The organism is Sanguibacter inulinus (assembly GCF_013415325.1).
GTDB classification, from domain to species: Bacteria; Actinomycetota; Actinomycetes; order Actinomycetales; family Cellulomonadaceae; genus Sanguibacter; species Sanguibacter inulinus.
In genome coordinates this window covers 1-21,338 of record NZ_JACBYE010000051.1, presented here as the reverse complement: position 1 = coordinate 21,338, position 21,338 = coordinate 1, and the positions used below count along the sequence as shown (strand labels likewise).

Annotated in this window: 22 protein-coding genes; 10 read left to right on the top strand and 12 right to left on the bottom strand. The window is 71.4% G+C overall.

Going from position 1 to position 21,338, the window contains the following annotated elements:
• The first annotated feature begins 57 nt into the window (after window positions 1-57).
• Entirely contained in the window at window positions 58-657 is a 600-nt protein-coding gene (locus tag HZZ10_RS15965; RefSeq protein WP_179914248.1) for a TetR/AcrR family transcriptional regulator, read from the top strand.
• 16 nt (window positions 658-673) lie between these two features.
• Here HZZ10_RS15965 and HZZ10_RS15960 read toward each other — a convergent pair whose 3' ends face one another.
• Genes HZZ10_RS15960 through HZZ10_RS15950 form a run of 3 tightly spaced genes read right to left on the bottom strand, consistent with a single transcriptional unit; the run spans window position 674 to window position 2,927 of the window.
• The gene (locus HZZ10_RS15960) at window positions 674-1,228 is read right to left on the bottom strand and encodes a HEAT repeat domain-containing protein (protein ID WP_179914247.1); all 555 of its coding nucleotides are present in this window, start codon (window positions 1,226-1,228) and stop codon (window positions 674-676) included.
• 44 nt (window positions 1,229-1,272) lie between these two features.
• Window positions 1,273-2,244, bottom strand: a complete 972-nt coding sequence (locus HZZ10_RS15955) for a hypothetical protein (RefSeq protein WP_179914246.1) — start codon at window positions 2,242-2,244, stop codon at window positions 1,273-1,275.
• Entirely contained in the window at window positions 2,241-2,927 is a 687-nt protein-coding gene (locus HZZ10_RS15950; protein WP_179914245.1) for a DedA family protein, read from the bottom strand. Before HZZ10_RS15950 ends, HZZ10_RS15955 begins: the two co-directional genes overlap by 4 nt.
• Window positions 2,928-3,286: 359 nt before the next feature.
• Here HZZ10_RS15950 and HZZ10_RS15945 point away from each other — a divergent pair, with 359 nt between their 5' ends.
• Both HZZ10_RS15945 and HZZ10_RS15940 read left to right on the top strand, forming a co-directional pair.
• Window positions 3,287-4,630, top strand: a complete 1,344-nt coding sequence (locus HZZ10_RS15945) for a sensor histidine kinase (RefSeq protein WP_179914244.1) — start codon at window positions 3,287-3,289, stop codon at window positions 4,628-4,630.
• Entirely contained in the window at window positions 4,627-5,295 is a 669-nt protein-coding gene (locus HZZ10_RS15940; protein WP_179914243.1) for a response regulator transcription factor, read from the top strand. The genes HZZ10_RS15945 and HZZ10_RS15940 overlap by 4 nt, the downstream gene beginning before the upstream one ends.
• 21 nt (window positions 5,296-5,316) lie before the next feature.
• On the opposite strand, the gene HZZ10_RS15935 is transcribed toward HZZ10_RS15940, so the two are convergent.
• The 4 genes from HZZ10_RS15935 to HZZ10_RS15920 form a co-directional block, all read right to left on the bottom strand.
• Window positions 5,317-5,859: an AMP-binding protein gene (locus HZZ10_RS15935; RefSeq protein WP_179914242.1), complete on the bottom strand. Its 543-nt coding sequence runs from the start codon at window positions 5,857-5,859 to the stop codon at window positions 5,317-5,319.
• Between the two features lie 253 nt (window positions 5,860-6,112).
• Window positions 6,113-6,589 carry a pyridoxamine 5'-phosphate oxidase family protein gene (locus HZZ10_RS15930; RefSeq protein ID WP_179914241.1) on the bottom strand — a complete coding sequence of 159 codons (477 nt, stop codon included), beginning with the start codon at window positions 6,587-6,589 and terminating at the stop codon, window positions 6,113-6,115.
• A gap of 91 nt (window positions 6,590-6,680) precedes the next feature.
• Complete coding sequence (locus tag HZZ10_RS15925; RefSeq protein WP_179914240.1) at window positions 6,681-7,523, bottom strand: SMP-30/gluconolactonase/LRE family protein; 843 nt, start codon at window positions 7,521-7,523, stop codon at window positions 6,681-6,683.
• An 82-nt stretch (window positions 7,524-7,605) separates the two neighbouring features.
• Entirely contained in the window at window positions 7,606-8,094 is a 489-nt protein-coding gene (locus HZZ10_RS15920) for a hypothetical protein (protein WP_179914239.1), read from the bottom strand.
• Between the two features lie 240 nt (window positions 8,095-8,334).
• On the opposite strand from HZZ10_RS15920, the gene HZZ10_RS15915 reads away from it, so the two are divergent.
• From HZZ10_RS15915 to HZZ10_RS15895, 5 genes are all read left to right on the top strand, one after another.
• Window positions 8,335-9,216, top strand: a complete 882-nt coding sequence (locus HZZ10_RS15915; RefSeq protein WP_179914238.1) for an NAD-dependent epimerase/dehydratase family protein — start codon at window positions 8,335-8,337, stop codon at window positions 9,214-9,216.
• Window positions 9,217-9,308: 92 nt separating this feature from the next.
• The gene (locus HZZ10_RS15910) at window positions 9,309-10,082 is read left to right on the top strand and encodes an amino acid ABC transporter ATP-binding protein (protein WP_056126940.1); all 774 of its coding nucleotides are present in this window, start codon (window positions 9,309-9,311) and stop codon (window positions 10,080-10,082) included.
• A 137-nt stretch (window positions 10,083-10,219) separates the two neighbouring features.
• The gene (locus tag HZZ10_RS15905; protein ID WP_179914237.1) at window positions 10,220-11,092 is read left to right on the top strand and encodes a glutamate ABC transporter substrate-binding protein; all 873 of its coding nucleotides are present in this window, start codon (window positions 10,220-10,222) and stop codon (window positions 11,090-11,092) included.
• Window positions 11,093-11,249: 157 nt separating this feature from the next.
• On the top strand, window positions 11,250-11,900 hold the full coding sequence (locus tag HZZ10_RS15900) for an amino acid ABC transporter permease (RefSeq protein ID WP_179914236.1): 651 nt from the start codon (window positions 11,250-11,252) through the stop codon (window positions 11,898-11,900).
• Window positions 11,897-12,763, top strand: coding sequence for an amino acid ABC transporter permease (locus HZZ10_RS15895; protein WP_179914235.1), 867 nt, complete (start codon window positions 11,897-11,899; stop codon window positions 12,761-12,763). Before HZZ10_RS15900 ends, HZZ10_RS15895 begins: the two co-directional genes overlap by 4 nt.
• A gap of 248 nt (window positions 12,764-13,011) precedes the next feature.
• On the opposite strand, the gene pip is transcribed toward HZZ10_RS15895, so the two are convergent.
• The 3 genes from pip to HZZ10_RS15880 are packed head-to-tail and all read right to left on the bottom strand — an operon-like array spanning window position 13,012 to window position 15,601.
• The gene (pip, locus tag HZZ10_RS15890) at window positions 13,012-13,950 is read right to left on the bottom strand and encodes a prolyl aminopeptidase (protein ID WP_179914234.1); all 939 of its coding nucleotides are present in this window, start codon (window positions 13,948-13,950) and stop codon (window positions 13,012-13,014) included.
• Entirely contained in the window at window positions 13,947-14,441 is a 495-nt protein-coding gene (locus HZZ10_RS15885; RefSeq protein ID WP_179914233.1) for a DUF4411 family protein, read from the bottom strand. The genes pip and HZZ10_RS15885 overlap by 4 nt, the downstream gene beginning before the upstream one ends.
• Window positions 14,441-15,601 carry an ImmA/IrrE family metallo-endopeptidase gene (locus HZZ10_RS15880; RefSeq protein ID WP_179914232.1) on the bottom strand — a complete coding sequence of 387 codons (1,161 nt, stop codon included), beginning with the start codon at window positions 15,599-15,601 and terminating at the stop codon, window positions 14,441-14,443. The genes HZZ10_RS15885 and HZZ10_RS15880 overlap by 1 nt, the downstream gene beginning before the upstream one ends.
• 176 nt (window positions 15,602-15,777) lie before the next feature.
• On the opposite strand from HZZ10_RS15880, the gene HZZ10_RS15875 reads away from it, so the two are divergent.
• Both HZZ10_RS15875 and HZZ10_RS15870 read left to right on the top strand, forming a co-directional pair.
• Window positions 15,778-17,721, top strand: a complete 1,944-nt coding sequence (locus HZZ10_RS15875) for a penicillin-binding transpeptidase domain-containing protein (protein WP_179914231.1) — start codon at window positions 15,778-15,780, stop codon at window positions 17,719-17,721.
• Window positions 17,722-17,856: 135 nt separating this feature from the next.
• Window positions 17,857-18,498 (top strand): copper resistance CopC family protein, encoded by a 642-nt coding sequence (locus HZZ10_RS15870; protein WP_179914230.1) that lies wholly within the window; start codon window positions 17,857-17,859, stop codon window positions 18,496-18,498.
• Between the two features lie 302 nt (window positions 18,499-18,800).
• Here the strand turns inward: HZZ10_RS15870 and HZZ10_RS15865 are convergent, their stop codons facing one another.
• Window positions 18,801-19,679: a metal ABC transporter substrate-binding protein gene (locus HZZ10_RS15865; protein WP_179914229.1), complete on the bottom strand. Its 879-nt coding sequence runs from the start codon at window positions 19,677-19,679 to the stop codon at window positions 18,801-18,803.
• Window positions 19,680-19,907: 228 nt separating this feature from the next.
• Window positions 19,908-21,338, bottom strand: a 1,431-nt coding sequence (aztD, locus tag HZZ10_RS15860; protein ID WP_179914228.1) for a zinc metallochaperone AztD, incomplete at its 5' end; no start/stop codon positions are given.

Genomic DNA, 21,338 nt, shown 5'->3' with positions numbered 1-21,338 from the left:
TAGCGACTATGCTCATAACTGAGCGCAATCAACATCTATTCCCGGAGGACGGCAGCCATGTCACCCGACCCTCAGCAGCCCGGTCGGCGCGAGCGCAACAAGCAGGAGAAGCTGCGGCGCATCACGGACGCCGCGAGCCGGCTCTTCGCCGAGCGCGGGGTCGACGAGGTCACCACGCAGGAGATTGCCGACGCCGCCGACATCGGCACCGGGACCCTGTTCCTCTACGCGAAGAACAAGGGCGAGCTGCTGCTCCTGGTCCAGAACTCGACCTACACCGACGCGCTGGTCCGCGGGGCCGAGGCGGCCGCCGGGCTCGACGACCCCCTCGAGGCTGTCATGGCGATCGTCCGGCCTGTCGTGGAGTGCAACCGCAAGCAGGTCGACAACGGGCGCACCTACCTGCGCGAGATGGTCTTCGGCGACCCTGACGAGCCGCACCACCGGGAGGCGCTCGAGCTCAACGCCCGCACAGAGGCCGCGATCGCCGACGTGCTGGGCCGCGAGGGCAGGACGACGCCCGACGACGCCCGTGCCCGGGCCGCCGTCGTCTCAGGGATCATGTTCTTGGCGATGGCCCCCACCATCACCGCGGACCGCTCCGTCGAGGAGATCCTCGACGGGGTCGCGCAGCACGTGCGCCTGCTGCTGCCCTGAGGGGCGTGGCCTAGCCCTACTCGGAGGCTGCGGCCAGACGCGCGGCAAGGGTGTCGCGGGCCTGCTGGGCGACGGGGCGCACGGACTTGTCCGGGTCGCTGAAGCGTCGCGCGATGACGGCCTGGTGCTCCGCGGAGCCCTGGGCGGCGAGCGCACGCAGTGCCGCGGCGCGCACGCGTGCATTCTGGTCGGTCGTCAGGCGGACCAGCTCAGGGACCGCCGGGAGGTCGCGCATCAGCACGACCCGCGCGCACATCTCGCGCACGCGCCACGCCTGGTCGCCCAGACCGGTGATGACGGCCGGGGCGGCCGAGTCGTCCCAGACGTGCAGGAGCGCGCGAGCGCCCCAGAGCGCGGGCCAGTACAGCGTGGGTGCACCGTCGAGGATGCCGAGCCCGTGGCGACCTCCCGCGTAGAGCAGGAAGTCTTTGCCCGCGTTCTCCCCACGCAGGAGCGTCACGGCGTTGAGAGCGACGTTCTGCTCGCCGTAGTGCTCGACGGCGGCAGCGATGCGCTCGCCGGTCGGGAGGTCGAGGGGGATGGCTGGGTTCGGGCTGAATTTGTTGTCCATGGCACCGACCACTCTAGCGGGCGCCGGTCTGGGGCCGTCGGGGCTCAGCGCCCGAGCAGGTCGTCGAGCCCCGGGAGCCCGAAGCCCGAGCCCAGGTCCTTGATCTGCTCGCCGAAGCCCGAGACAGCCTCACCCGCACCGTTCGTGAGCTCCTCGACACCGCCCGCCACGTCCAGCCCGCCGAGGCCTTCGAGGCCGTTGGCGATCCCGTCGAGGTCGACCGCGCTGCCGAGGGCGTCGAAGTCGATCCCGTTCCCGACGGCCTGCTCGAGGAGCGGCCCGGCCACGGAGCTGAGGACCGCGCCCCCGGCCACGGCGGTGAGGAGCCCGCCGGCCGCGAGCCCGGCAGCACCGGCTGCGGCGCCACCGACGAGCGCGCCCTTGCCGAAGCCGCCCTGTGACACGCCCTGTGACCCACCCGCCGACCCGCTCGCGGGACCGCTGCCACGCCCACCGGCGCGGGCCAGCAGGCCCTTGAGCGTCCCGGGCTGGCGGGCCTCGGTGCGTGCGGCAGCCCGGGCAAGGTCGTCGGTCCCGGCAGACCGCGGCTGCTCGCCGGCCGGGAGCTCGGCCTGCATCCGCGCCTCGATCTGCGACCGCTGCGCGGGTGTCAGGCGCTCGAAGGCCTCGCGGTGAACCTGCTCGACCTGGTGCGGGTCGGCCGTCTGGAGCAGGTAGTCGTACCGCGCGACGGCGGCCTTGTCGGCGTCGCTGACGTGGGTCGTGGCCCGCCCTGCGCCTGCGGGAGTCGACGGGTGCCCCGGGCTGGAGGCCGTGCGACGCTGACCAGCGGGAGCACCTGCAGCCGGCCGGGCCCCAGGCTCGGAGCCTGTGCGCGGCTGGCCGTCGCGTTCGGACGACGAGTCGCCGGTCAGCGCGTCGGCCGCGGTCCGAACGAGGTCCTGCCAGCCGGCCTTGCCTGCGCCAGGAGCTGCGCCGGACCCGCGCGAGGCGGACCCCTGCTGGGCGGCGAGGCCCTTCTGAGCCAGACGGGTCAGCTTGGAGAACATGCTCATGACGGTCCTTCCGAAGAGGTGTAGACCGACGGCTGCGCCGTCGACCGTGCGCTGCGGGCCTCGCGGACCCGCCGCCAGACGAGGACGCCGACGGCTAGCGCCAGCGCTGCGTAGACGACGAGGTCTACGTACCCGAGGTACTTCTCGAGGCGTTCGTGCTCCGAGCCGAGAGCGGCGCCGACGCCGATGAGCATCCCGTTCCACAGCCCGCTGCCGAGCATGGTGAGGACGCTGAAGGTCACGAGGTTCATGCGGGAGGCGCCTGCGGGGATGGAGATGACCGACCTGACGCCCGGGATCATGCGCCCGAAGAACACCGACGGTCGGCCGTGGCGCTCGAACCATGTGACACCGCGGTCGAGGTCGTCGCGGGTGATGAGGCGGGTCGCGGCCACGAGCCGCACGGCGCGCTCCATGCCGAGGGCGCGGCCGACGCCGTAGTAGACGAGCCCTCCGAGCCACGCACCGATCGTGCTGTAGACGATGAGCCCGACGAGGCTCAACGACCCCGACTGCGTGAGGTACCCGGCGAAGGGGAGGATCGCCTCGCTCGGGATCGGTGGGACGACCACCTCGACGAGCACGAGGAGGCCGATGCCGATGTCCCCGACGGACAGCAAGAGGTCTGCGGCCCACCCTGTGAGGCCTGTGAAGCCGTGGTCTGACGCTGCGGCGGTGATCATCGATGGTTCTCCTGCAGATCGGCCCGTGCCGCCGGTGAGGGGGCAGGGGGTCGAGGTGGGGGAGCGCGTCCAGGGACGGTCTCGGGCGGTCGGGCGACCCGTACCTGCACCATGATGACGGGACTTGCTGAACCTCGCCTGAACGGAGCAGCCTGCTGGCAGCCTGTGTACCGCGCCTGCTGTACACAGACTGCCACCCACGGACGATGACGGCCTGGGGCCCACCTGGCACAGTGGAGCCCGACCGGACAGACGACCGCCAGCGGCTCGCCCGTCGGCAGCACGTCCATCCGCTCGGCCGTCCTCCTGCTCTGCCGCCCGCACGACCACCGCCAGCCCACGACCCGAGAGGTGCCCGCATGCCTCAGCCCGGACTGCCGGTGCGTCGGAGCCGGCCGACAGCGGTCACCTGGTGCGTGACAGTCGCGGCGCTCGCGGCGATGCTCACCACGGCGATCGTCCGGACCGGCAGTCCCACCATGCCCGGCTCAGCGCTCGTGGTGCTCGTCCTGCTGTCGACGGCTGTGCTGTCCCTCCGGACGCTGCGTCCGGTGCTCGTGCTGGGCTGCGTCGTGGCGATCGAGGTCTGCATCCTCGTGTTCCTCGCAGTACCTGACGGGATCGCCGAACGCACCGAGGGGATGGGGGCCTTCCAGCCGGTCCCTCTCGGGACGATGCTCGCCGCGTACACCGTCGCAGCCAGGTCGTCGCGCCGCCTGGGGTGGGGCGCCGGTGTCGCAGCAGGCGGCGTCCTCATGGTCGCCGGCCTGCTCGCCCACGGGAGCGTCACCGCGCTGACGGACCTCGTCGTCTTCTACCTCGTCGTGACTGCGGCAGCGATCGGCGCGTGGCGGGCCGGACGTCGTGACGCGCGGGAACGAGAGCTCCGACGTCGCGAGCGCGAGACCGGGGAGGCCGTCATGGAAGAGCGTCTCCGGATCGCCCGCGAGCTGCACGACGTGCTCGCCCACAACCTCACGCTCGTCAACGCGCAGGCGGGTGTCGCCGAGTACCTCCTCGAGACCCAGCCGCAGGCGGCGGCCCACGCCCTGCGCGACATCACCCGGCACACGAGCCGCGCGATCGACGAGCTCCGCGCGACGATCGGTCTGCTCCGGTACGACGCTGCGAGCCCCGCACGGGACCCTGACGACGCGACGGGACCCGGTGGTCCGATGCGTCCGGTCCCCGGGATCGACGCCCTCGACGAGCTCGTCGAGTCCCACAGGTCGACGGGCACACCAGTCACCGTCCAGGAGTCCGGGCGCCGCGGGACGCTCGGGCAGCACGCCGACCTGGCGGCCTACAGGATCGTCCAGGAAGCCCTGACCAACGCGGCGAAGCACGCACCCGGCATGCCCGTCGAGGTGTCCCTCGCGTGGAGCGAGGCAGGTGTGCGGTTGCGCGTGGTCAACGCGGCGCTCGCGGCCGGCGAGCGGCGGACCGCCGCCCCGGGGACCGGGCACGGGCTCATCGGCATGCGCGAGCGGGCCCTCGCGGCTGGGGGCGGTCTGCGGGTCGGGGAGATCGCGGACGACAGGTTCGAGGTCGTCGCCACCCTCCCGGCGGGGAGGTCGGAGGACGCGACCGACCACGAGACCACCAGCGAGGACCCCGGGAGCGTCGCACCGTCCTCAGGGACCGACGTCACCGGCACGACCTCTGTCACGCCCGAGCCTGCCGACGAAGGAGACCGTCCATGACCATCCGGGTGCTGCTCGCCGACGACCAGGCGCTCCTGCGTGGGACTTTCCGGCTGCTGCTCGACTCCGTGCCGGGCATCGAGGTGGTCGGCGAGGCCTCCGACGGGGCCGAGGCCGTCGTGCTCGCCCGCTCGACCCAGGCCGACGTGGTCCTCATGGACATCCGCATGCCCGGGACCGACGGCATCGAGGCGACCCGGCGCATCTGCGCCGACGACGCCCTCGCCGGGGTCAAGGTGCTCATCCTCACGACCTTCGAGACCGACGAGCTCGTCGTCTCCGCCCTGCGCGCCGGGGCCAGCGGGTTCCTCGGCAAGGGGGTCGAGCCGGCAGCGCTGATCGACGCGATCCGGACTGTCGCCGAGGGGGAGCAGCTGCTCTCCCCGGCGGCGACGCGAGCGCTCATCGAGCGCGTCGTGCAGGAGCCCGACCCTGAACCCGCCGTGATGGTCCACGGCATGGCAGACCTGACCGAGCGCGAGCGTCAGATCACGTCCCTCGTGGCGGGCGGGCTGTCGAACGCGGAGATCGGGCAGCACCTGTTCATCAGCCCCGCGACGGTCAAGACCCACGTCAACCGGGCCATGATGAAGACGTCCGCCCGTGACCGTGCTCAGCTGGTGGTCTTCGCCTTCGACGCCGGTCTGCCGCGCCTGCGACCCTGAACCAGGGCCCGGGCGGCTCGCTCAGACCGAGGCGAGGGTGACCAGCTCGGACTGGCTGTACGACGTGGAGCTCGGCTGACCGTCCGCGTCCTGCCCGACCACCACGGCGGCCTCGGCAGGGACGTCCCCCGGGGTCGAGCCGTCCGTGAGCCGGCCACGGGAGAGCTCGCGCTCGTCCCAGCCGGAGTGCAGGACCGCCCGGGCGACGACGGTCAGCGGCTCGGCGGCCACCCGGACGCGGACCGACGAGATCGACCGAGAGGCACGCAGACCGGGCGAGGTCGAGACGAGCGCCGTGGGCTCCGCGCGGGAGAAGGCGTCGATCCGCTGTCCGGTCGTGAGGGAGGGGTCGGAGACGACGACGGTCATGCCCGACTGCCAGCAGGCGTAGGTGAGGGCCGTGAGCGCTGGGCCGGCCGGCATGTCGATCGCGACGCGGTCACCCGGGCGCACGCCTGAACGGTCGAGGTACGAGGCGAGGAGCCGCGCCCTGTGGACCAGCAACGTCCAGCTGACGGGCAGAGGCACGCGACGCTGGTCGCGTCGTGCGGGGTGTGCGGTCACGGGGGCTCCTCAGAGCTGGGCGGGCTGTCTGTCCTGGTTACCAGCCTGCCGTCCGCGCCGTCGTGTGTCGTCAGCCGGACGGACGGTCTTGGGGTGGACCGACTAGTCCCTCCGGTGTAGGCGCCGGTCGACCCGACCAGTCTGCTGGCCGGGCCAACGGTGTGCTCCACCCGTCGTGACAAGGCGTCCCCACGCAGACGGCGCCCACCCCCGGGCGGGGGCGGCCGCCGTCAGCGAAGGGGGAGGGTGGGTGTCAGAGGTCGACCTTGCCCGTGTCGCCCTCGATCGGCTCGCCGGTCACCTTCGCCTTGACGAAGGCGATCGCCGTCGCGACGCGGCTGCCCGGGGTGTCCCAGTACTCGCCGCCGTCGGCCGAGAACTTCAGGACGGTGACCGACGGGTCCTCCTTGCCGTCCGGGAACCACGCCTCGACCACCGGGCTCCAGTACCTGTCGACGCGCTCCTGCGAGTCGACCACCTGGGCGGTCCCGGTGAGGGACACCCAGCTGTCGTTCGAGCTGAGCGCGACACCGGCGCGCGGGTCTGCGGCGAGCTGCTGGACGGCCGACGACTGCTTGGACACGAGGAACCACAGGTCGCCGCCGTCCTCGACCTCCTGGATCGTGAAGGGCCGGGCGACGGGCTTGCCGCCGTCGATCGTCGTGAACATGCCGAAGCGGAAGTCTTCGAGCAGCGAGGTGATCTTCTGGGCGTCTGGGGTCTCGGTCATGGGGTCTCCTCGTCGAGAGCGGGCCGCCGGGCGGCGTGTCCTGCCGACGCTACGACCGGACGGGGCCGTCGGCATCTGGGGCGTGCGCGGGTCACCCCCGGTACGGCAGGACGGGCTTGCCCGGGATGTCGACGCGGGCGTGGAACACGGCACCCGCCTCGGGCTCCGGGTCGTCGAGGTTCTCCTTCGACGTGGTGATGTAGAGGTCGCAGAGGTCCTCCCCGCCGAGGGTCAGGGCGGTCACGAGGCGCACGGGGACCTCGATCTCCTCGAGGACCTCACCACGCGGCGAGTAGCAGCGGACGCGTCCGGCGCCGTTGAGCGCGACCCAGACGTTCCCGACCGAGTCGACGGTCAGGCCGTCGGGGTGGGTCCCGTCGGAGCTGACGAAGACCCGGCGGTGCGTGAGCTCGCCGTCGACCACGTCGAAGACGTCGGTCGTGCCTGTCGCGGTGTCGTTGTAGTACGCGAGGTCGCCCTCGGGGGAGAAGTCGAGCCCGTTCGAGACCGTCACCTGTGCGAGCGTCACCGACACGTCGCCCTCTGGCGTGATCTTGTACAGACCCGCGCCGCCAGGCTTCTGGTCGTAGGCCATGCCACCGGCGTAGAGGTTGCCGTGCGGGTCGCAGCCGCCCTCGTTCATGCGGACGTTCGGGTCGTCCCAGAGCGGCTCGAGGGGCGTCGGGACGTCGTCAGGACCGTCGGCGAGGGCGATGCCGCGCTCGACAGCGACGACGTACCCGCCGTTCGAGCGCGGACGGACGAAGGCGGCGACGTCGCCGACGTGGAGGCGGTCGACCGAGCCGTCCGACCGGAGGGTCAGCAGGTCCCCGGCGAGCATGTCGACCCACCGCAGCCCTCCCCACGACGGAGACCAGACCGGGCCCTCCCCGTGGTAGGTGATCGGGTCGGTGATCTGCTCTGCACGGCGCACGTGGGGTCCTTCCGTCGGGGGACGAGGTGGAGGTCTCATCGTGGCACCGTGACGTCGCGGGCGCTCATCGACCGACCCGACCTCACAGACCGTGGAAGGCTGCCGCGATCGCGCCCTCACGGCCCGGCTGGACCGCGAACCAGCAGAGCGCCATGGCGAGCCTGTCGGTCTCGTCGCGGGTGGCGTCGGTGCGGACCGTGAACCTCCGGCTCGTCCGGCGGTGCAGCAGAGCCACCCGGACCCCGTCGCAGCGGACCTCGGTGTTCCAGCCCCAGGTGTGGTGGAACACGTAGCGGCGCCCGTGCAGGTCCAGGTGGCCGTCGTGGTCGCGACGTCGGGTGGCTCTCGTGGCTCCGTTGTGCAGCGCGACGTCCCCGTCGGGCAGACGGACTGTGTGCGTCCCACCGCGGGGCAGGGCAGCGGCAGGTGAGCTGCTCGCTGTGCCCTGGTAGGTGGCGCGGGGCTGACCCGCGGGGTCGCGCAGAGTCACCACCCCGGCGACGTCGACGCTCGCGGACCAACCGAAGGGGGAGGTCAGCTCGATGGCTCGTGGTGCGGCTGGGGACATCACCCGGCGACCCTACGTGATGGGCGTCGGTGGTGGTCGAGGTCCCGGGGCGTCTGACGCGTCGTCTCGAGCGCCGTCGCGCTGGTCCGAGTCCGGGCGTCTGAGCGTTCGGGCGGCCTGGGCGGGTCGAGAGTCAGCCGACCAGCGTCCGTCCACAGGCACCGGGTGCACAGGGCCCCGGGCCGGGAAAGACTGGTCGGCACAGCGAGACGCACCTCGATCCCGACCCGTGGAGGACCCACCATGGCCGACCAGGACCGCACCGAGCAGCCCGACGCGACCGGCAGCACCGGCAGCACCGGCAGCCCTGTCAGCGCCGAGGGCGCCGACCGCCCCGTCGTCCTCTCGGGCGCCTCCGGGCTCATCGGGACCTATCTGCGCCAGACCGACGGTGGCCTGCCCGCCCGCGGCTGGTCGCTGCGCCTGGTCGGCCACTCGCCCGTCGAGCCGCTCGACGGCGAGCCCGACCTCCCGTCCTTCGTGGCCGACGTCGGCGAGGAAGACTCTCGCGACGCCCTCGACGAGGCCTTCGCGGGAGCAGACGCCGTGGTGCACATGGCCGGCATCCCTGGCGAGGACTCGTGGACCTCGATCCGCCGGACCAACATCGACGGCACCTATCGCGTGCTCGAGGCGGCCCGCCGTGCGGGGGTCCGGCGCGTGGTGCTCGCCAGCTCGAACCACGCCGTCGGGTTCTTGCCGACGGGCGAGACCGCGCGGACCGACGTCTCGCCCAGGCCCGACACGTACTACGGGGTCTCGAAAGCCGCGATGGAGGCCCTCGGCAGCCTGTACGCGGACAAGTACGGGGTCGAGGTCGTGTCGTTGCGTATCGGCATGTGCAACGACAAGCCCGCGAGCACCTTCGACCTCGGCATCTGGTTGAGCCCGGCGGACACGGTCCGGCTCGTCGACGCCGCGCTGCGCGGCCCCGTCGACGGTCCGGTGATCGCCTACGGGGTCTCGGCCAACACCCGTGGCTGGTGGGACCTGTCGAGCGCGCGGGCCCTCGGCTACGACCCGCAGGACGACGCCGAGGTCTACGCCGAGGAGGTCGAGCCCTACGACGGCCCTGAAGGAGTCCTCGGGCACGGCTTCGTCGCGCTCGACCCGCACGACGACTGAGGTGGCCGACAGGGGCTGGTCGTGACGGACTCGTTGCGAAAGCGTTAACGATCTCGGTGGCGGGCGAAACAAACGTCACCTACCGTCGTGGGATGGATCACACAACTCAGCAGGCGGAGGGCGGGTCGGCGACGGCGCTGGTCAGGCTCGCCGGCGTCAACAAGCACTTCGGCGACCTCCACGTGCTCCAGGACATCGACCTCTCCGTCGCGCGCGGCGAGGTGGTCGTGGTCATCGGTCCCTCGGGCTCTGGCAAGTCCACGCTCTGCCGGGCGATCAACCGCCTCGAGACGATCGACGACGGTGTCATCGAGCTCGACGGCCACAGGCTCCCCGAGGAGGGCAAGGCTCTCGCGCAGCTGCGCGCCGACGTCGGGATGGTCTTCCAGTCCTTCAACCTCTTCGCCCACAAGACGATCCTCGAGAACGTCACCCTCGGCCCGATCAAGGTCCGCGGGATGAAGAGCAGCGAGGCCAAAGAGCTCGCCATGGGTCTGCTGGAGCGGGTGGGCGTCGAGTCCCAGGCGCACAAGATGCCGGCCCAGCTCTCGGGCGGGCAGCAGCAGCGCGTGGCCATCGCACGCGCGCTCGCCATGCAGCCCAAGGTCATGCTCTTCGACGAGCCCACCTCAGCCCTCGACCCCGAGATGATCAACGAGGTCCTCGACGTCATGGTCGGCCTCGCCAAGGACGGCATGACGATGATCGTCGTCACCCACGAGATGGGCTTCGCCCGCAAGGCCGCGGACAGGGTCGTCTTCATGGCTGACGGGCAGATCGTCGAAGAGGCCGAGCCCGAGGTGTTCTTCACCAACCCTCGCTCTGAGCGTGCCCAGGAGTTCCTGTCGAAGATCCTCACCCACTGACGACCCCCGCACCGACCCTCCACTGACGACAGCCGTACCGACCACCCCGTCCCGGGTACCCCTGGGACGGGCGGCCGTACGGTCCGGGCGCACCGCAGTCCCGGACCGACGTCGCGACCCGCCACGAAGGAGAACCCATGCGCAACCGTCCGACCGCGTTCCTCGCGATCGCCGCTGCCTCTGCCCTGCTGCTCTCAGCCTGCGGTGGAGACGACAGCTCTGAAGACCCGCCCGTCGCCGAGGTCGACGCCGCGGAGTTCCCGGAGGGCAGCACGATGGCCCGCCTCGCCGAGGCCGGGACCATGACCGTCGGGACCAAGTTCGACCAGCCGCTCTTCGGCCTCGTCGGCCCCGACGGGACGCCCGTGGGCTTCGACGTCGAGATCGCGAAGATCATCGCCGGCGAGCTCGGCATCGCCCCGGACAAGATCGAGTGGACCGAGACCGTGTCGGCCAACCGCGAGACCTTCATCGAAGAAGAGCGCGTCGACATCGTCGTGGCGACCTACACGATCAACGACGACCGTAAGCAGGTCATCGACTTCGCAGGGCCGTACTACCTCGCCGGTCAGTCGCTCATGGTCCGTGCGGACGACGACTCGATCAAGAGCGAGGCCGACCTGTCCGGCAAGATCGTCTGCTCGGCCGAGGGCTCGACCCCTGCCAAGAACATCGAGGAGAACTTCCCCGACGCCGAGCTCCGCACCTTCTCGCAGTACACCGACTGCCTCGACCCGCTCCGCAACGGCCAGGTCGACGTGCTGACGACCGACAACGTGATCCTCGCGGGCTACGTCGCGGAGAGCCCGGACGACTTCAAGCTCGCCGGTGAGCAGTTCACCGAGGAGCCCTACGGCATCGGCCTGAAGAAGGACGACACCGACTTCCGCAACTTCATCAACGACACCCTCGAGGCCGCCTACGAAGACGGCCGCTGGGACGCTGCGTGGGAGGCGACCGCCGGAGAGGTGCTCGACACCCCGACGCCCCCGGCCGTCGACCGGTACTGAGCACCACCGGTCGGACCCGCGTCTGACCGTCGACCCTCGGCCCGGGCCGGTCGCCTGACACCTCAGGCGGCCGGCCCGGCTCGCGGGACCACCGCACCACCCGACTGCGGGCGCTGGGCCGACGGCCCACGACCCGCGTGAACCAAGGAGGACGACCGTGCAAGCACTGGTCGACGAGCTGCCGAGGATCTGGCAGGGCTTCCAGCTCACCCTGTTCCTCGCCGTCGTGTCGGGAGCCCTCTCCCTCGTCTTCGGGACGATCCTGGCCGCGTTCCGGGTCGCACCGCTGCGCTCGCTGCGCACCTTCGCGGGGGCCTACGTCGAGATCGCGCGGAACACCCCGCTGACTCTCGTGTTCATCTTCTTCGTGTTCGTGCTGCCGAGCCTCGGGTTCATCCTGCCGCTCGGCCGGGTGCCGGCGATCATCGCGCTCACCGCCTACACCTCGGCCTTCGTGTGCGAGGCCGTGCGCTCGGGCATCAACTCGGTCGCCGTCGGGCAGGCCGAGGCCGCTCGCGCGATCGGCCTCGGGACGGTCCAGACGCTCCGCCTCGTGGTCCTGCCGCAGGCGCTGCGCACCGTGGTGCCGCCGCTCATCAACGTGCTCATAGCGCTGACCAAGAACACCTCGGTGGCCGCGGGCTTCGCCGTGGTCGAGCTGACCTCGACGAGCCGTGCGCTCGCCCGCGACAACCCCGCCGACGTGATCATGCTGCTGACCGGGATCGCGGTCTGCTACCTCATCATCACGATCCCCGCTGGGATCGCGGCCAACGCCATCGAGCGAAAGGTGGTGTTCAGCCGATGAGCGGCAACGTCCTCTACGACGCACCCGGACCCAAGACCCGTCGTCTCGAGCGGATCGGCTCGATCATCTTCGCGGTGATCTTGCTCGGCCTGCTCGCCTGGATGATCAAGGGCATGGCCGACCGTGGCATCTTCGACGACCGCTGGGCCGTCCTCACCGACCCGCCGAAGAGCCAGAGCGCCGAGGACGTGTGGAAGTCGCTCGTCGTCACAGGTCTCGGCGCGACGCTCAAGGCAGCCGTCGTCGCGGCTCCGCTCGCGCTGGTCCTCGCCTTCGTCCTGGCGATCTTGCGGACCTCCGGCATCCGGGTGGTGCGCGGCGTGGCGATCTCCGTCATCGAGGTGCTGCGCGGACTGCCCGTGCTCCTCATGATGCTGTTCGCGCTGCTGGCCTTCGGTCTCTCGTCCTTCCAGGCCGTGGTCATCGGCCTCACGCTCTACAACGCGGCGATCGTCGCCGAGATCCTCCGCGCCGGGCTCGCCGCGCTGCCCAAGGGGCAGGCGGAGGCAGGGACGGCCATCGGGCTCACCCGTGGGCAGACGCTGCGGCTCGTCCAGCTCCCGCAGGTGGTCCGGCTCATGCTGCCGAGCCTCATCAGCCAGTTCGTGGTGCTGCTCAAGGACAGCTCGCTCGGCTTCATCGTCGGGTACCCCGAGCTGCTCAACGCGATGAAGACGAACTACAACTTCTTCGGGAGCGACTCGCGCCTGCCGCTGTTCCTCGTGGTGGCGGTCGTCTACCTCACGGTGAACATCACGCTGTCGCGCCTGGCCGTGTACATCGAGAAGCGGTTGTCCTCGCGCGGGCAGAAGCCTGTCGCGACAGGTCTGGCCACGCCGAACCTGGGCAAGACCAAGGTCTGACCGAGCAGCGGGTGTCGCACCCCGGTGCGACGTGCCCGCAGCGGGTGTCGCACCCGGTGCGATGTCCTCGCAGCGGGTGTCGCACCCGGTGCGGCGTCCTCGAAGCGGTCTGCGCATGCGGGTACCCCGCCTGAGGTCCGCACCACGGCCGGGTTCGTCACGATGGTGACGGGCCCGGCCTCGTGGTGTCGTGGGCCGCTGGCGCGGCGCTCACGAGGCCGGCCGCCAAGGCTTCTGCCGCCGCGTCCTCAGGCTCGCGCCGCGCTGAGCCTCTCGACGGCGCGCGTGATCTCGTCGCCCATCGACGCCCCGCCGTGCCCGTCGGACCTCACGACCACGAGCTCGCTCCCGGGCCAAGCCTTGTGCAGGTCGTAGGCGGTCGCGAGCGGCGAGCTGACGTCGAGGGCACCGTGGATCAGGGTGCCGGGCAGGTGCGCGATGCGGTCCATGGACCCGAGGATGCCCGCGGGCCCCGCGAAGCCCGACGCCGACCAGTAGTGGACCACCAGCGTCGCGAAGAGCAGCCTGAAGTCGGCGTCCTCGTAGCGCGGCGACGTCCCTCCGCCGCTCGCGAGCGAGACGTGGACGTCTTCCCAGGTGCACCACGCTCGTGCCGCCGCCGCGCGGACCGCGGGGTCGGGGTCGGCGAGGCGCTCGCTGTACGCGTCGATGACCCGCTGGCCGTCGCGCCTGCCGGAGGCTGCGGCGAAGTCCTCCCACTCGGCCGGGAACACCGCGCGCATCGACTCGGTGATCCATCCGACCTCGGCGGCCGTGGTCGTCGTGACGGCCGCGAGCACGAGCCCTGTCACCCGGTCCGGGTGGGCCTGCGCGTACGCGAGCCCGAGGGTCGTGCCCCACGAGATGCCCACGACCATCCACGCCTCGATGCCCAGGTGCTCGCGGAGGGCCTCGATGTCGGCGATCAGGTGTGCTGTGGTGTTCAGCGCGAGGTCGGCCTCGGGGTCGGTCGCGAGCGGGCGGCTGCGCCCGCACCCGCGCTGGTCGAGGGCCACGACCCTGTGGGTGCTCGCGTCGAAGTGCTGCCGGTGCCCGGCCGTGAAGCCCGAGCCGGGGCCGCCGTGCAAGAACAGCGCGGGGATCCCGTCGGTCGCGCCCCACGACTCCCAGTAGACGGACTGCCCGTCGTCGGTCTCGAGGGTGCCGGAGGTCAGGTGGTCGCTCATGCCGCAGGCCTCACCAGTCGTGCTCCCTCGGTCCGGAGCACCTGCCAGGGCGTGCAGCACGGCACACCGACCGCAGCGCAGGCCTCGGGGATCTTGATCCGTCTCCTCGAGTCCGGCGACGGGGTCTCGTGCGTCACGACCGTGTACCCGAGGTCGCAGGCCTGGGCGACCAGCGTGTAGTCGGCGGACGCGAGGAACTCTCGTTCGGCGCTCGCGGTGTACCGGTCGTGCCGGTTGGCCCAGCGGGCCAGCTCTGTCAGTGGGCCGGCGACAGTCGACCGAGGACTCAGGTAGAGGTCGCGGCCTGCGGACCTGGACCACTCGGACAGCTCGTCACCGCGACCTTCCACCTCGTCTCGGACGGCTGTCACGCTGAAGACCCGCCCAGCGTGCCTGGCCTCCACGAGCCACCCCCAGAATCCGGGCGCGAAGTCGAGGCCGTAGTAGCGGTCCTTCGCCTCGATGAGGATGTTCGAGTCGACGATGTACATCAGTGCGCCTCGAGATGGGCGGCAAAGCCGTCGAAGGCTCTGGTCGTCCGCGTGCTGAGCAACCTATAGGCGTCTCGGTACAAGGTCCCGCCCTCACGTGCGTCGGCGATGACTGCGCGTGCGAACCGGCGACCGACCCTGTAGGGCCAGACGTAGTACGGGTTGCCGCCCGAGCTCTTGTCCTCGTCCAGACGCCGGACCGCGATCGCCCGGAGCCGGGCCTCCTCGGCGAGATAGATCCCGCGGAACCTGTCCCACGTGAGCCGACCCTCGTCGTAGAGCCGTCGCAGGACCACGAGCGTCGAGACGTGGAAGCGACGTCCCAGCGCCTCGAGCGTCGGCTCCGGGTTCGAGAGGTCGACCCGTGCCGGGATCATGGCTGCCGGGACGAGCACGCGACCGGCGACGGCGTTGCACCAGCGCTCGACCTCGGCGAGATCGTGGTCGTGGTCCGGTGAGCCTGCTGACGAGGACACTCCTGGAATCCCGAGGGCCACGTGCGCCACCTCGTGGAAGAGCGTGAAGGCCTGGGCGTTCTTGGTGTCAGAGCCGTTGACGAAGACCAGCGGCGCGAGGGAGTCCACGAGGGTGAAGCCCTGGAACTCGTCGGAGTCGAGCCTGCGGTGCGTGTTGTTCCCGACCAGGCTGTTGACCATGACCATGATCCCGCTGGACTCGACGGCCTCGACCATGTGCCGCATGGCGTCCTGCTGCGTGGCGGACGGCGCTCCGGCCGCGTAGTCGACGGCGTCGCTGATCGCTCCTGCCGCGGTCTCCGGGGCGGTGCTGGTGGTCACCGACCCGACAAGAGGCGAAGGATCTGCACCGAGTCGGGCGAGATAGGCGGAGAACCAGTCCTGACGCTCGGAGCACATCGCGATCGTGTCGAGCAGCGCGCTGCTGGGTGCTGATCCCCGGACCTCTCTGCGACGGAAGTCGGTCACGGGGAGATGTTCTTCGGGGACGTGGTCCAGGAAGAAGTAGCCCAGCGGGACGTGGGTGGTGGAGGCGAAGTCCTGGAGCTGGCCGAAGGTGGGGTCGAGAAGTCCTTCGATCCAGTCCTCGAGCTTCGCGAACCTGTCGAGGTGGATGTCGGCAGCCGATGCTGCATCCGCCGCCCAGGCGACGACCTCAGGGTTCACAGCCACACGTTCGACCATCTGGCACCCCTCCTGAGCGAGTCTCGAGGTTCGATCGTAGCGGCGCGCCGAGGACGAGAGGCGTTGTCCACAGCCCCTGCCTGGACTGCTGACCTCGTGTCACAGATCGGGTGGGTTCTGCACAGGTCTGCGGGTCGTGCTGGACATCGTCGCGCGATCCGCGTTGGGTAAGCACCATGCCTGCCGCTGACGTCACGTCTTCCTCGCGCGCCCACCGTCGACCGCGCCCCCGGACCCTGGGGGCTGCGGCCCTGTCTCTCGCGCTCGTCGTCGGCGGCCTCACGGCCTGCGGCGCCGAGGACACGGCGCAGGACGACGCGGAGGCGCTCGCGACGAAGATCGCCGAAGGCCTGGTCGACGGCGACTTCACAGGGGTCGCCTTCAGCGACGCGTCCCCCGCGGAGGCCGCCGAGGCTCACGCCGCGATCGTCGCCGCCGTCGCCGACGCCCCGCACACCGTCGAGGTCACCGACGTGGTCCTCGACGAGGAGAAGACGAGCGGGACTGCGACCTTCGCCCACACCTGGGACGTCTCAGGGATCCCCTGGACGTACTCGACCGAGGCGCCGCTGACGGTCTTCGAGGAGACGTGGGAGTCGCAGTGGGACCCGGCGCTCGTGGTCGAGGGGCTCGTCTCCGACGAGACGCTCCAGCTGAGCCGCACGATGGCGCCGCGCGCCGACATCCTCGGTGCGGGCGACACCCCGATCGTCACCGAGCGGCCTGTGCGCAGGGTCGGCGTCGACAAGACGCGGGTCGAGGCTACCGAGCTCGACGCGACAGCCCGGACCTTGGCCGGTCTCGCGCAGATCGACGCCGACGCCTACGCCGCCAAGGTCGCCGCGGCCGGCGAGAAGGCCTTCGTCGACGCCGTGACGCTGCGCACCGAAGACCCCAGTTACGACTTCGACGCGATGGCTGCGATCCCGGGCGTGCTGCTCGTGGACGCCACGCTGCCGCTCGCGCCGACCCGAGACTTCGCAGCACCGGTGCTCGGCCGTGCAGGTGAGGCGACCGCGGAGATCGTCGAGGAGTCCGAGGGCACGATCGCCGCGGGTGACGTGACGGGTCTGTCAGGGCTGCAGCGTCAGTACGACGAGCAGCTGCGCGGCACGCCCGGCATCGCGCTCGAGGCTGTCAGCGAGGCCCGCGGCGCGCGGGTCCTGCTCGACCAGGCCGCTGTGCCCGGCGAGCCCTTGCGGACCACCCTCGACGTGGGGGTCCAGCAGCTCGCGGAGGACACCCTCGTCGGGCAGACGGTCCCCTCGGCGATCGTCGCGATCCGTCCCTCGACGGGCGAGGTGCTCGCCTCGGCGAGCGGGACCGCCGGCGGGGGCGTGTCGACCGCGACCACGGGCATGTACGCGCCGGGGTCGACCTTCAAGATCGTCACGTCGCTCGCGCTGCTGCGCAGCGGCCTGACCGCCGACTCGCCGCTCGACTGCTCGGCCGAGGCCGTGGTCGACGGTCGCGCCTTCGTCAACTACCCCGACTACCCGGCGGGCAAGATCGGTCAGATCCCCTTGACCGATGTGATCGCGAACTCCTGCAACACGGCCCTCATCAACGCCTCTGGGCAGGTCACGCAGGCTGATCTCGCCTCGGCCGGTGAGGCGCTCGGCCTCGGGCTCGCCCAGCACCCCGGTCCGGGTGTGTTCACAGGCTCGGTCCCTGCCGACGCCGAGGGCACCGAGCACGCCGCGTCGATGATCGGTCAGGGGCAGGTCCAGGCCTCGCCGATGGCGATGGCCACCGTCGCGGCGTCCGTCGCCGCCGGGACGACGGTGCGGCCGACCCTCCTCGCGCAGGAGGTCGACCCCGTCGAGTCTGACCTCCCTGAGGCACCGGCCGCGCCGCTGACCGCGGACGAGGCAGCGCAGCTGAGCGCCTTCATGCGGGCCGTGGTCACCGACGGCGGCGGGTCGTTCCTGCAGGACGTGCCCGGCGAGCCCGTCGGTGCCAAGACAGGGACCGCGCAGTACGGCGACGGCAGCACGAACCACGCGTGGATGATCGCGGTCCAGGGGGACCTCGCGGTCGCCGTCTTCGTCGAGACGGGCGACTACGGCTCGACGACGGCCGGCCCGCTGCTCGAGGCCTTCCTCGACGGTCTCGCCTGAGGCGGCTGGTGTGCCCGTGGTGTGACTGAGCCGACGCCGCGCAGCGTGCCCGGGCCGTGAGCCCGGCGTTAGGGTCGGACGAGAGCCGTCCGTGACCCCCCGGACCCGATCCGCGCCTGCGGCGCAAGGAGAACCATGACCACCACCCCTGTCCGTCACCGCAGGTCTGCCGCGCCCCGCGCGATCCTCGTCGGTCTGGTCACAGCCGTCGCGCTGCTGCTGGGTACGTCGGCCGCGTCGGCCCACGACACCGTCATCGGGACCGCACCCGGTGACGGCGAGACGCTCACGACCGCCCCGACGCAGGTGACCGTCGAGACCAGCGCCGTGCCGCAGAGCATCGGCTCACGCATGGTCATCACGGCCTCGGACGGCACCGTGCTGTTCGACGGAGAGCCGACGATCACCGACCGGGTCGCGAGCGTAGAGCTGCCCGCGGTCGCGAACGACAGCTACCAGGTGGCCTGGCGCCTCGTGTCCTCCGACGGACACCCGATCGACGGGACCTTCGGCTTCGTCGTCGACGACCCCGCCGCGGTGACCCCGACCGAGGACCCGACGTCCGACGCCGCCACCCCCACGGCCGATGAGACGACGGTCGCCGCGACGACCGACGCTGCTCCCTCGGAGGACTCGACGACCGCGACCGCGGCTGACACGTCCGACGACGGCTCGAGCACGTCCTGGATCCCGGTCGCACTCATCGTCGTGGTCATCGTCGGCCTCGTGCTCCTCGTCCTCTTCCGCCGTCGCTCGGCCCTGCAAGACAACTCCTGACCCGACCGCACGGGGCACTTCGCGCCCCGGCCCCGACGAGGTCGCACCACGTGCCACGAGGTCGCACAGACACGCCAGATCAGCCCCGAGAGGAGCAGATCCGGCGTGTCCGTGCGACCTCGTTCTTGATGAGGCGACCTGGATGCGGGTGGTGCGACCTCGGCGCTGGGGGACGGGAGGGAGCTGACGTGGGCTCGGGGTGGTGGGCCACACAGCTCCCACCGACCGCCGCGGTGGGCCACACGGCTCCCAACGTTCGCCGCGGTGGGCCGCACCGCTCCCACGGCTCGCCGCAGCGGTTCTCAGCCGCAGGTGAGGCCTGTCGTGAGGGACTCGAGGTTGGCGCGCATGATGTCGAGGTAGTCGGCCGACTCGTCTGCGCGGCTCTCGATCGGGTCGAGCAGCGCGGTCCCGACACCGAGGTCGTCGGCGAGTGTCTGGGTCACCTTCGGCCCGACGGCCCGCTCGAAGAAGAGGGTCGAGACGTCGTCGCGCTCGACGATCGTCCGGACCTCGCGCAGGCGCTTGGGCGAGGGCTCGGTGTCCGGGTTGATGCCGGTGATGCCCTCCTGGACCAGCCCGTACCTGTCGGCGAGGTACCCGAAAGCCTCGTGCGACGTGACGAGTGTCGCGCCCTGGCACTGGGCGAGGCCGTCCGCGAACTCCTGGTCGAGCTCGTCGAGGGACGCCGTGAGGGCCTCGGCGCCGGCGGTGTAGTCCGCGGCGTTGTCGGGGTCGATCGCGCTGAGCTCCGCGGCGACAGCCTCGCCCACGAGGGAGAGGCGGGTGGGCTCGAGCCAGAAGTGCGGGTCGGCGGCGTCGGCCTCTGCTGCCTCGGCGGAGTCGACCACGTGCTCGGGGGACTGCGCCGCGACGGCCTCGTCGGTCGCGCTCTGGAGCCCGGAGAGGTAGACGACGAGGTCGGCCTGCCCGATCCCGCGGACCTGGGCGGGGGAGAGCTCGAGGTCGTGCGGCTCGGCCGCAGCAGGGGTGAGGTTGGAGACGCTCACGTGCTCCCCGCCGACCTGCTCGACGACGAACTGGAGCGGGTAGAACGAGGCGAGCACCTCGACGGTGCCCTCGGTGCCGGCGTCGTCGGCGGACCCGTCGGAGGAGCAGGCGGTGAGGAGGGTGAGGGCGGCGATCGTGGTCGCGGCCAGGGCGGCGGGGGTGCGTCGCATGGTGGTCTCGTCTCAGGTCGTGGGGGAGTGCGGCGGGTCGACGGGTGACGGTGAGCGGGTGCCTCCGGTGAGGCGTCGTCGCCGGAGGGCTGGGCCTCGCTGTGCGCCGACCGCCAGACGTGGGGGCGCCCGCCGGTGGTGATCACCGGCGGGCGGACCCGGTCTGCAGGAGGTGCGGGGAGCTGTGGCCGGTCACCCGCGCGGGGCTCACGGCCAGCCGAGAGTGGCTCAGCTCGTCGCGGTCTCGGTCGGCTCGTCGCTGTGCTCGTCCGAGTGCTCGTGGTCGTGCTCGTCGGTGGCCTCGTCTGCGTGCTCACCCTCCGCGTGCTCACCCTCCGCGTGCTCACCCTCGGCGTGCTCGCCGTCGGTGTGCTCGTGCTCGGCCTCGGCACCGTGCTCCACGTCGCCCGAGGCGCCGGTGAGCTCGTTGGGGACCACGGTCAGCTCGACGCTGTTCCAGATCTCGCCGGTCTCGATGTCGACGGCGTGGATCATCGAGGTGGCCGGGTCGGTGATGTACGCGCTGCCGTCCTGGACGTAGAGGGTCGGGCGCGGGTCCTGCCAGGTCTCGGACTCTTCCCACGCGTCGATCACGGGGATCGAGCGCGTCACGGTGCCGGACTCGGGATCGATGACGTGCAGCGCACCGTCGGTGCCGAGCACCAGGGCCTCGCCGGCGTCACCGCGGCCGAGGGAGCGGAAGGTGTAGGACGCGGGCAGGTCGACCAGCTTCATCGAGGCGTCGCGGGTGTCGATGATCGAGACGCGGGTGGGGCGCTCGAGGTCGGCCTCGGGGTCGGACTTGTAGTCGCCGAGCACGAAGGGCGACTCCTCGCTGCCGGCCTGGTTGCCGATGCGGCCGTAGGCGTCGGGGCTGGTGACCTTGCTGATGACGCCGTCCTTGGTGACGAGCGCGCCGTCCTCGCAGCCGATGACCACGGCCTCTTCGGCCGCCACGGCCTCGCCGTGCACGCCCGGGCACTGGTCGTTCGCGGCGATCTCGGTGCCCTCGGCGTCGAGGACGCGGATGCCTGTGCGGGCGTCTTCGGTGCCCTCGGAGACGACGAGCGTCCCGTCGCTGAGCTCGACCGCCACGCCGTGGTGCGCGCTCGGGGTGGTGAGCTCGCGCAGCTCGCGGGCCTCGTCGGCCACGGAGGCGGAGTCGAAGACCGTCACGGCGCCGGTGCCGTCGTCGAAGAGTGCCGTGCGGCCCTCGTGGACGACCGCGTGGCCCGGCTTCTCGGCCGCGAAGGACACGTCGGTCAGTACCGGGGCGCTCGTGTAGTAGTGCGCGTGGTCGCCGTGCGGCTCGGCCCAGGTGCCGGCGTCGAGGACCTGGAACTTGCCGGCTGTCGAGACGAGGACGTGGCGTCCGTCTCCAGCCGGGTTGATCCGGTTGAAGCCTTCGAGCTCGAAGTCGTCGATGGTCTCGAGCGAGGTCGAGTCGAGGACCTGGATGCCGCCGTCGTAGGTGACCACGAGGCGGGGGGTGAGGCCGGCGGCCTCGACGGCGGGGGCGCTCGTCGTGGTCTCGGTCGGCTCGGAGCCGCTGCCCGTCGAGGCGTCGGCGGAGTCGTCGGAGGACGAGCAGCCGGCCAGCAGGACGAGGGGCAGCGCAGCGCCGAGCGCGACGGCCCGGGGGAGGCGTCGGGGCGTGCG

Excerpts from the sequence above, each read along its gene's own strand:
- HZZ10_RS15940 (WP_179914243.1), top strand. The coding sequence starts at position 4,627 with ATGACCATCCGGGTGCTGCTCGCCGACGACCAGGCGCTCCTGCGTGGG.
- HZZ10_RS15875 (WP_179914231.1), top strand. The coding sequence starts at position 15,778 with ATGCCTGCCGCTGACGTCACGTCTTCCTCGCGCGCCCACCGTCGACCG.
- HZZ10_RS15960 (WP_179914247.1), bottom strand. The coding sequence starts at position 1,228 with ATGGACAACAAATTCAGCCCGAACCCAGCCATCCCCCTCGACCTCCCG.
- HZZ10_RS15905 (WP_179914237.1), top strand. The coding sequence starts at position 10,220 with ATGCGCAACCGTCCGACCGCGTTCCTCGCGATCGCCGCTGCCTCTGCC.
- HZZ10_RS15880 (WP_179914232.1), bottom strand. The coding sequence starts at position 15,601 with ATGGTCGAACGTGTGGCTGTGAACCCTGAGGTCGTCGCCTGGGCGGCG.
- HZZ10_RS15965 (WP_179914248.1), top strand. The coding sequence starts at position 58 with ATGTCACCCGACCCTCAGCAGCCCGGTCGGCGCGAGCGCAACAAGCAG.
- HZZ10_RS15885 (WP_179914233.1), bottom strand. The coding sequence starts at position 14,441 with ATGTACATCGTCGACTCGAACATCCTCATCGAGGCGAAGGACCGCTAC.
- HZZ10_RS15945 (WP_179914244.1), top strand. The coding sequence starts at position 3,287 with ATGCCTCAGCCCGGACTGCCGGTGCGTCGGAGCCGGCCGACAGCGGTC.
- pip (WP_179914234.1), bottom strand. The coding sequence starts at position 13,950 with ATGAGCGACCACCTGACCTCCGGCACCCTCGAGACCGACGACGGGCAG.
- HZZ10_RS15950 (WP_179914245.1), bottom strand. The coding sequence starts at position 2,927 with ATGATCACCGCCGCAGCGTCAGACCACGGCTTCACAGGCCTCACAGGG.
- HZZ10_RS15915 (WP_179914238.1), top strand. The coding sequence starts at position 8,335 with ATGGCCGACCAGGACCGCACCGAGCAGCCCGACGCGACCGGCAGCACC.
- HZZ10_RS15930 (WP_179914241.1), bottom strand. The coding sequence starts at position 6,589 with ATGACCGAGACCCCAGACGCCCAGAAGATCACCTCGCTGCTCGAAGAC.
- HZZ10_RS15895 (WP_179914235.1), top strand. The coding sequence starts at position 11,897 with ATGAGCGGCAACGTCCTCTACGACGCACCCGGACCCAAGACCCGTCGT.
- HZZ10_RS15955 (WP_179914246.1), bottom strand. The coding sequence starts at position 2,244 with ATGAGCATGTTCTCCAAGCTGACCCGTCTGGCTCAGAAGGGCCTCGCC.
- HZZ10_RS15870 (WP_179914230.1), top strand. The coding sequence starts at position 17,857 with ATGACCACCACCCCTGTCCGTCACCGCAGGTCTGCCGCGCCCCGCGCG.
- HZZ10_RS15910 (WP_056126940.1), top strand. The coding sequence starts at position 9,309 with ATGGATCACACAACTCAGCAGGCGGAGGGCGGGTCGGCGACGGCGCTG.
- HZZ10_RS15865 (WP_179914229.1), bottom strand. The coding sequence starts at position 19,679 with ATGCGACGCACCCCCGCCGCCCTGGCCGCGACCACGATCGCCGCCCTC.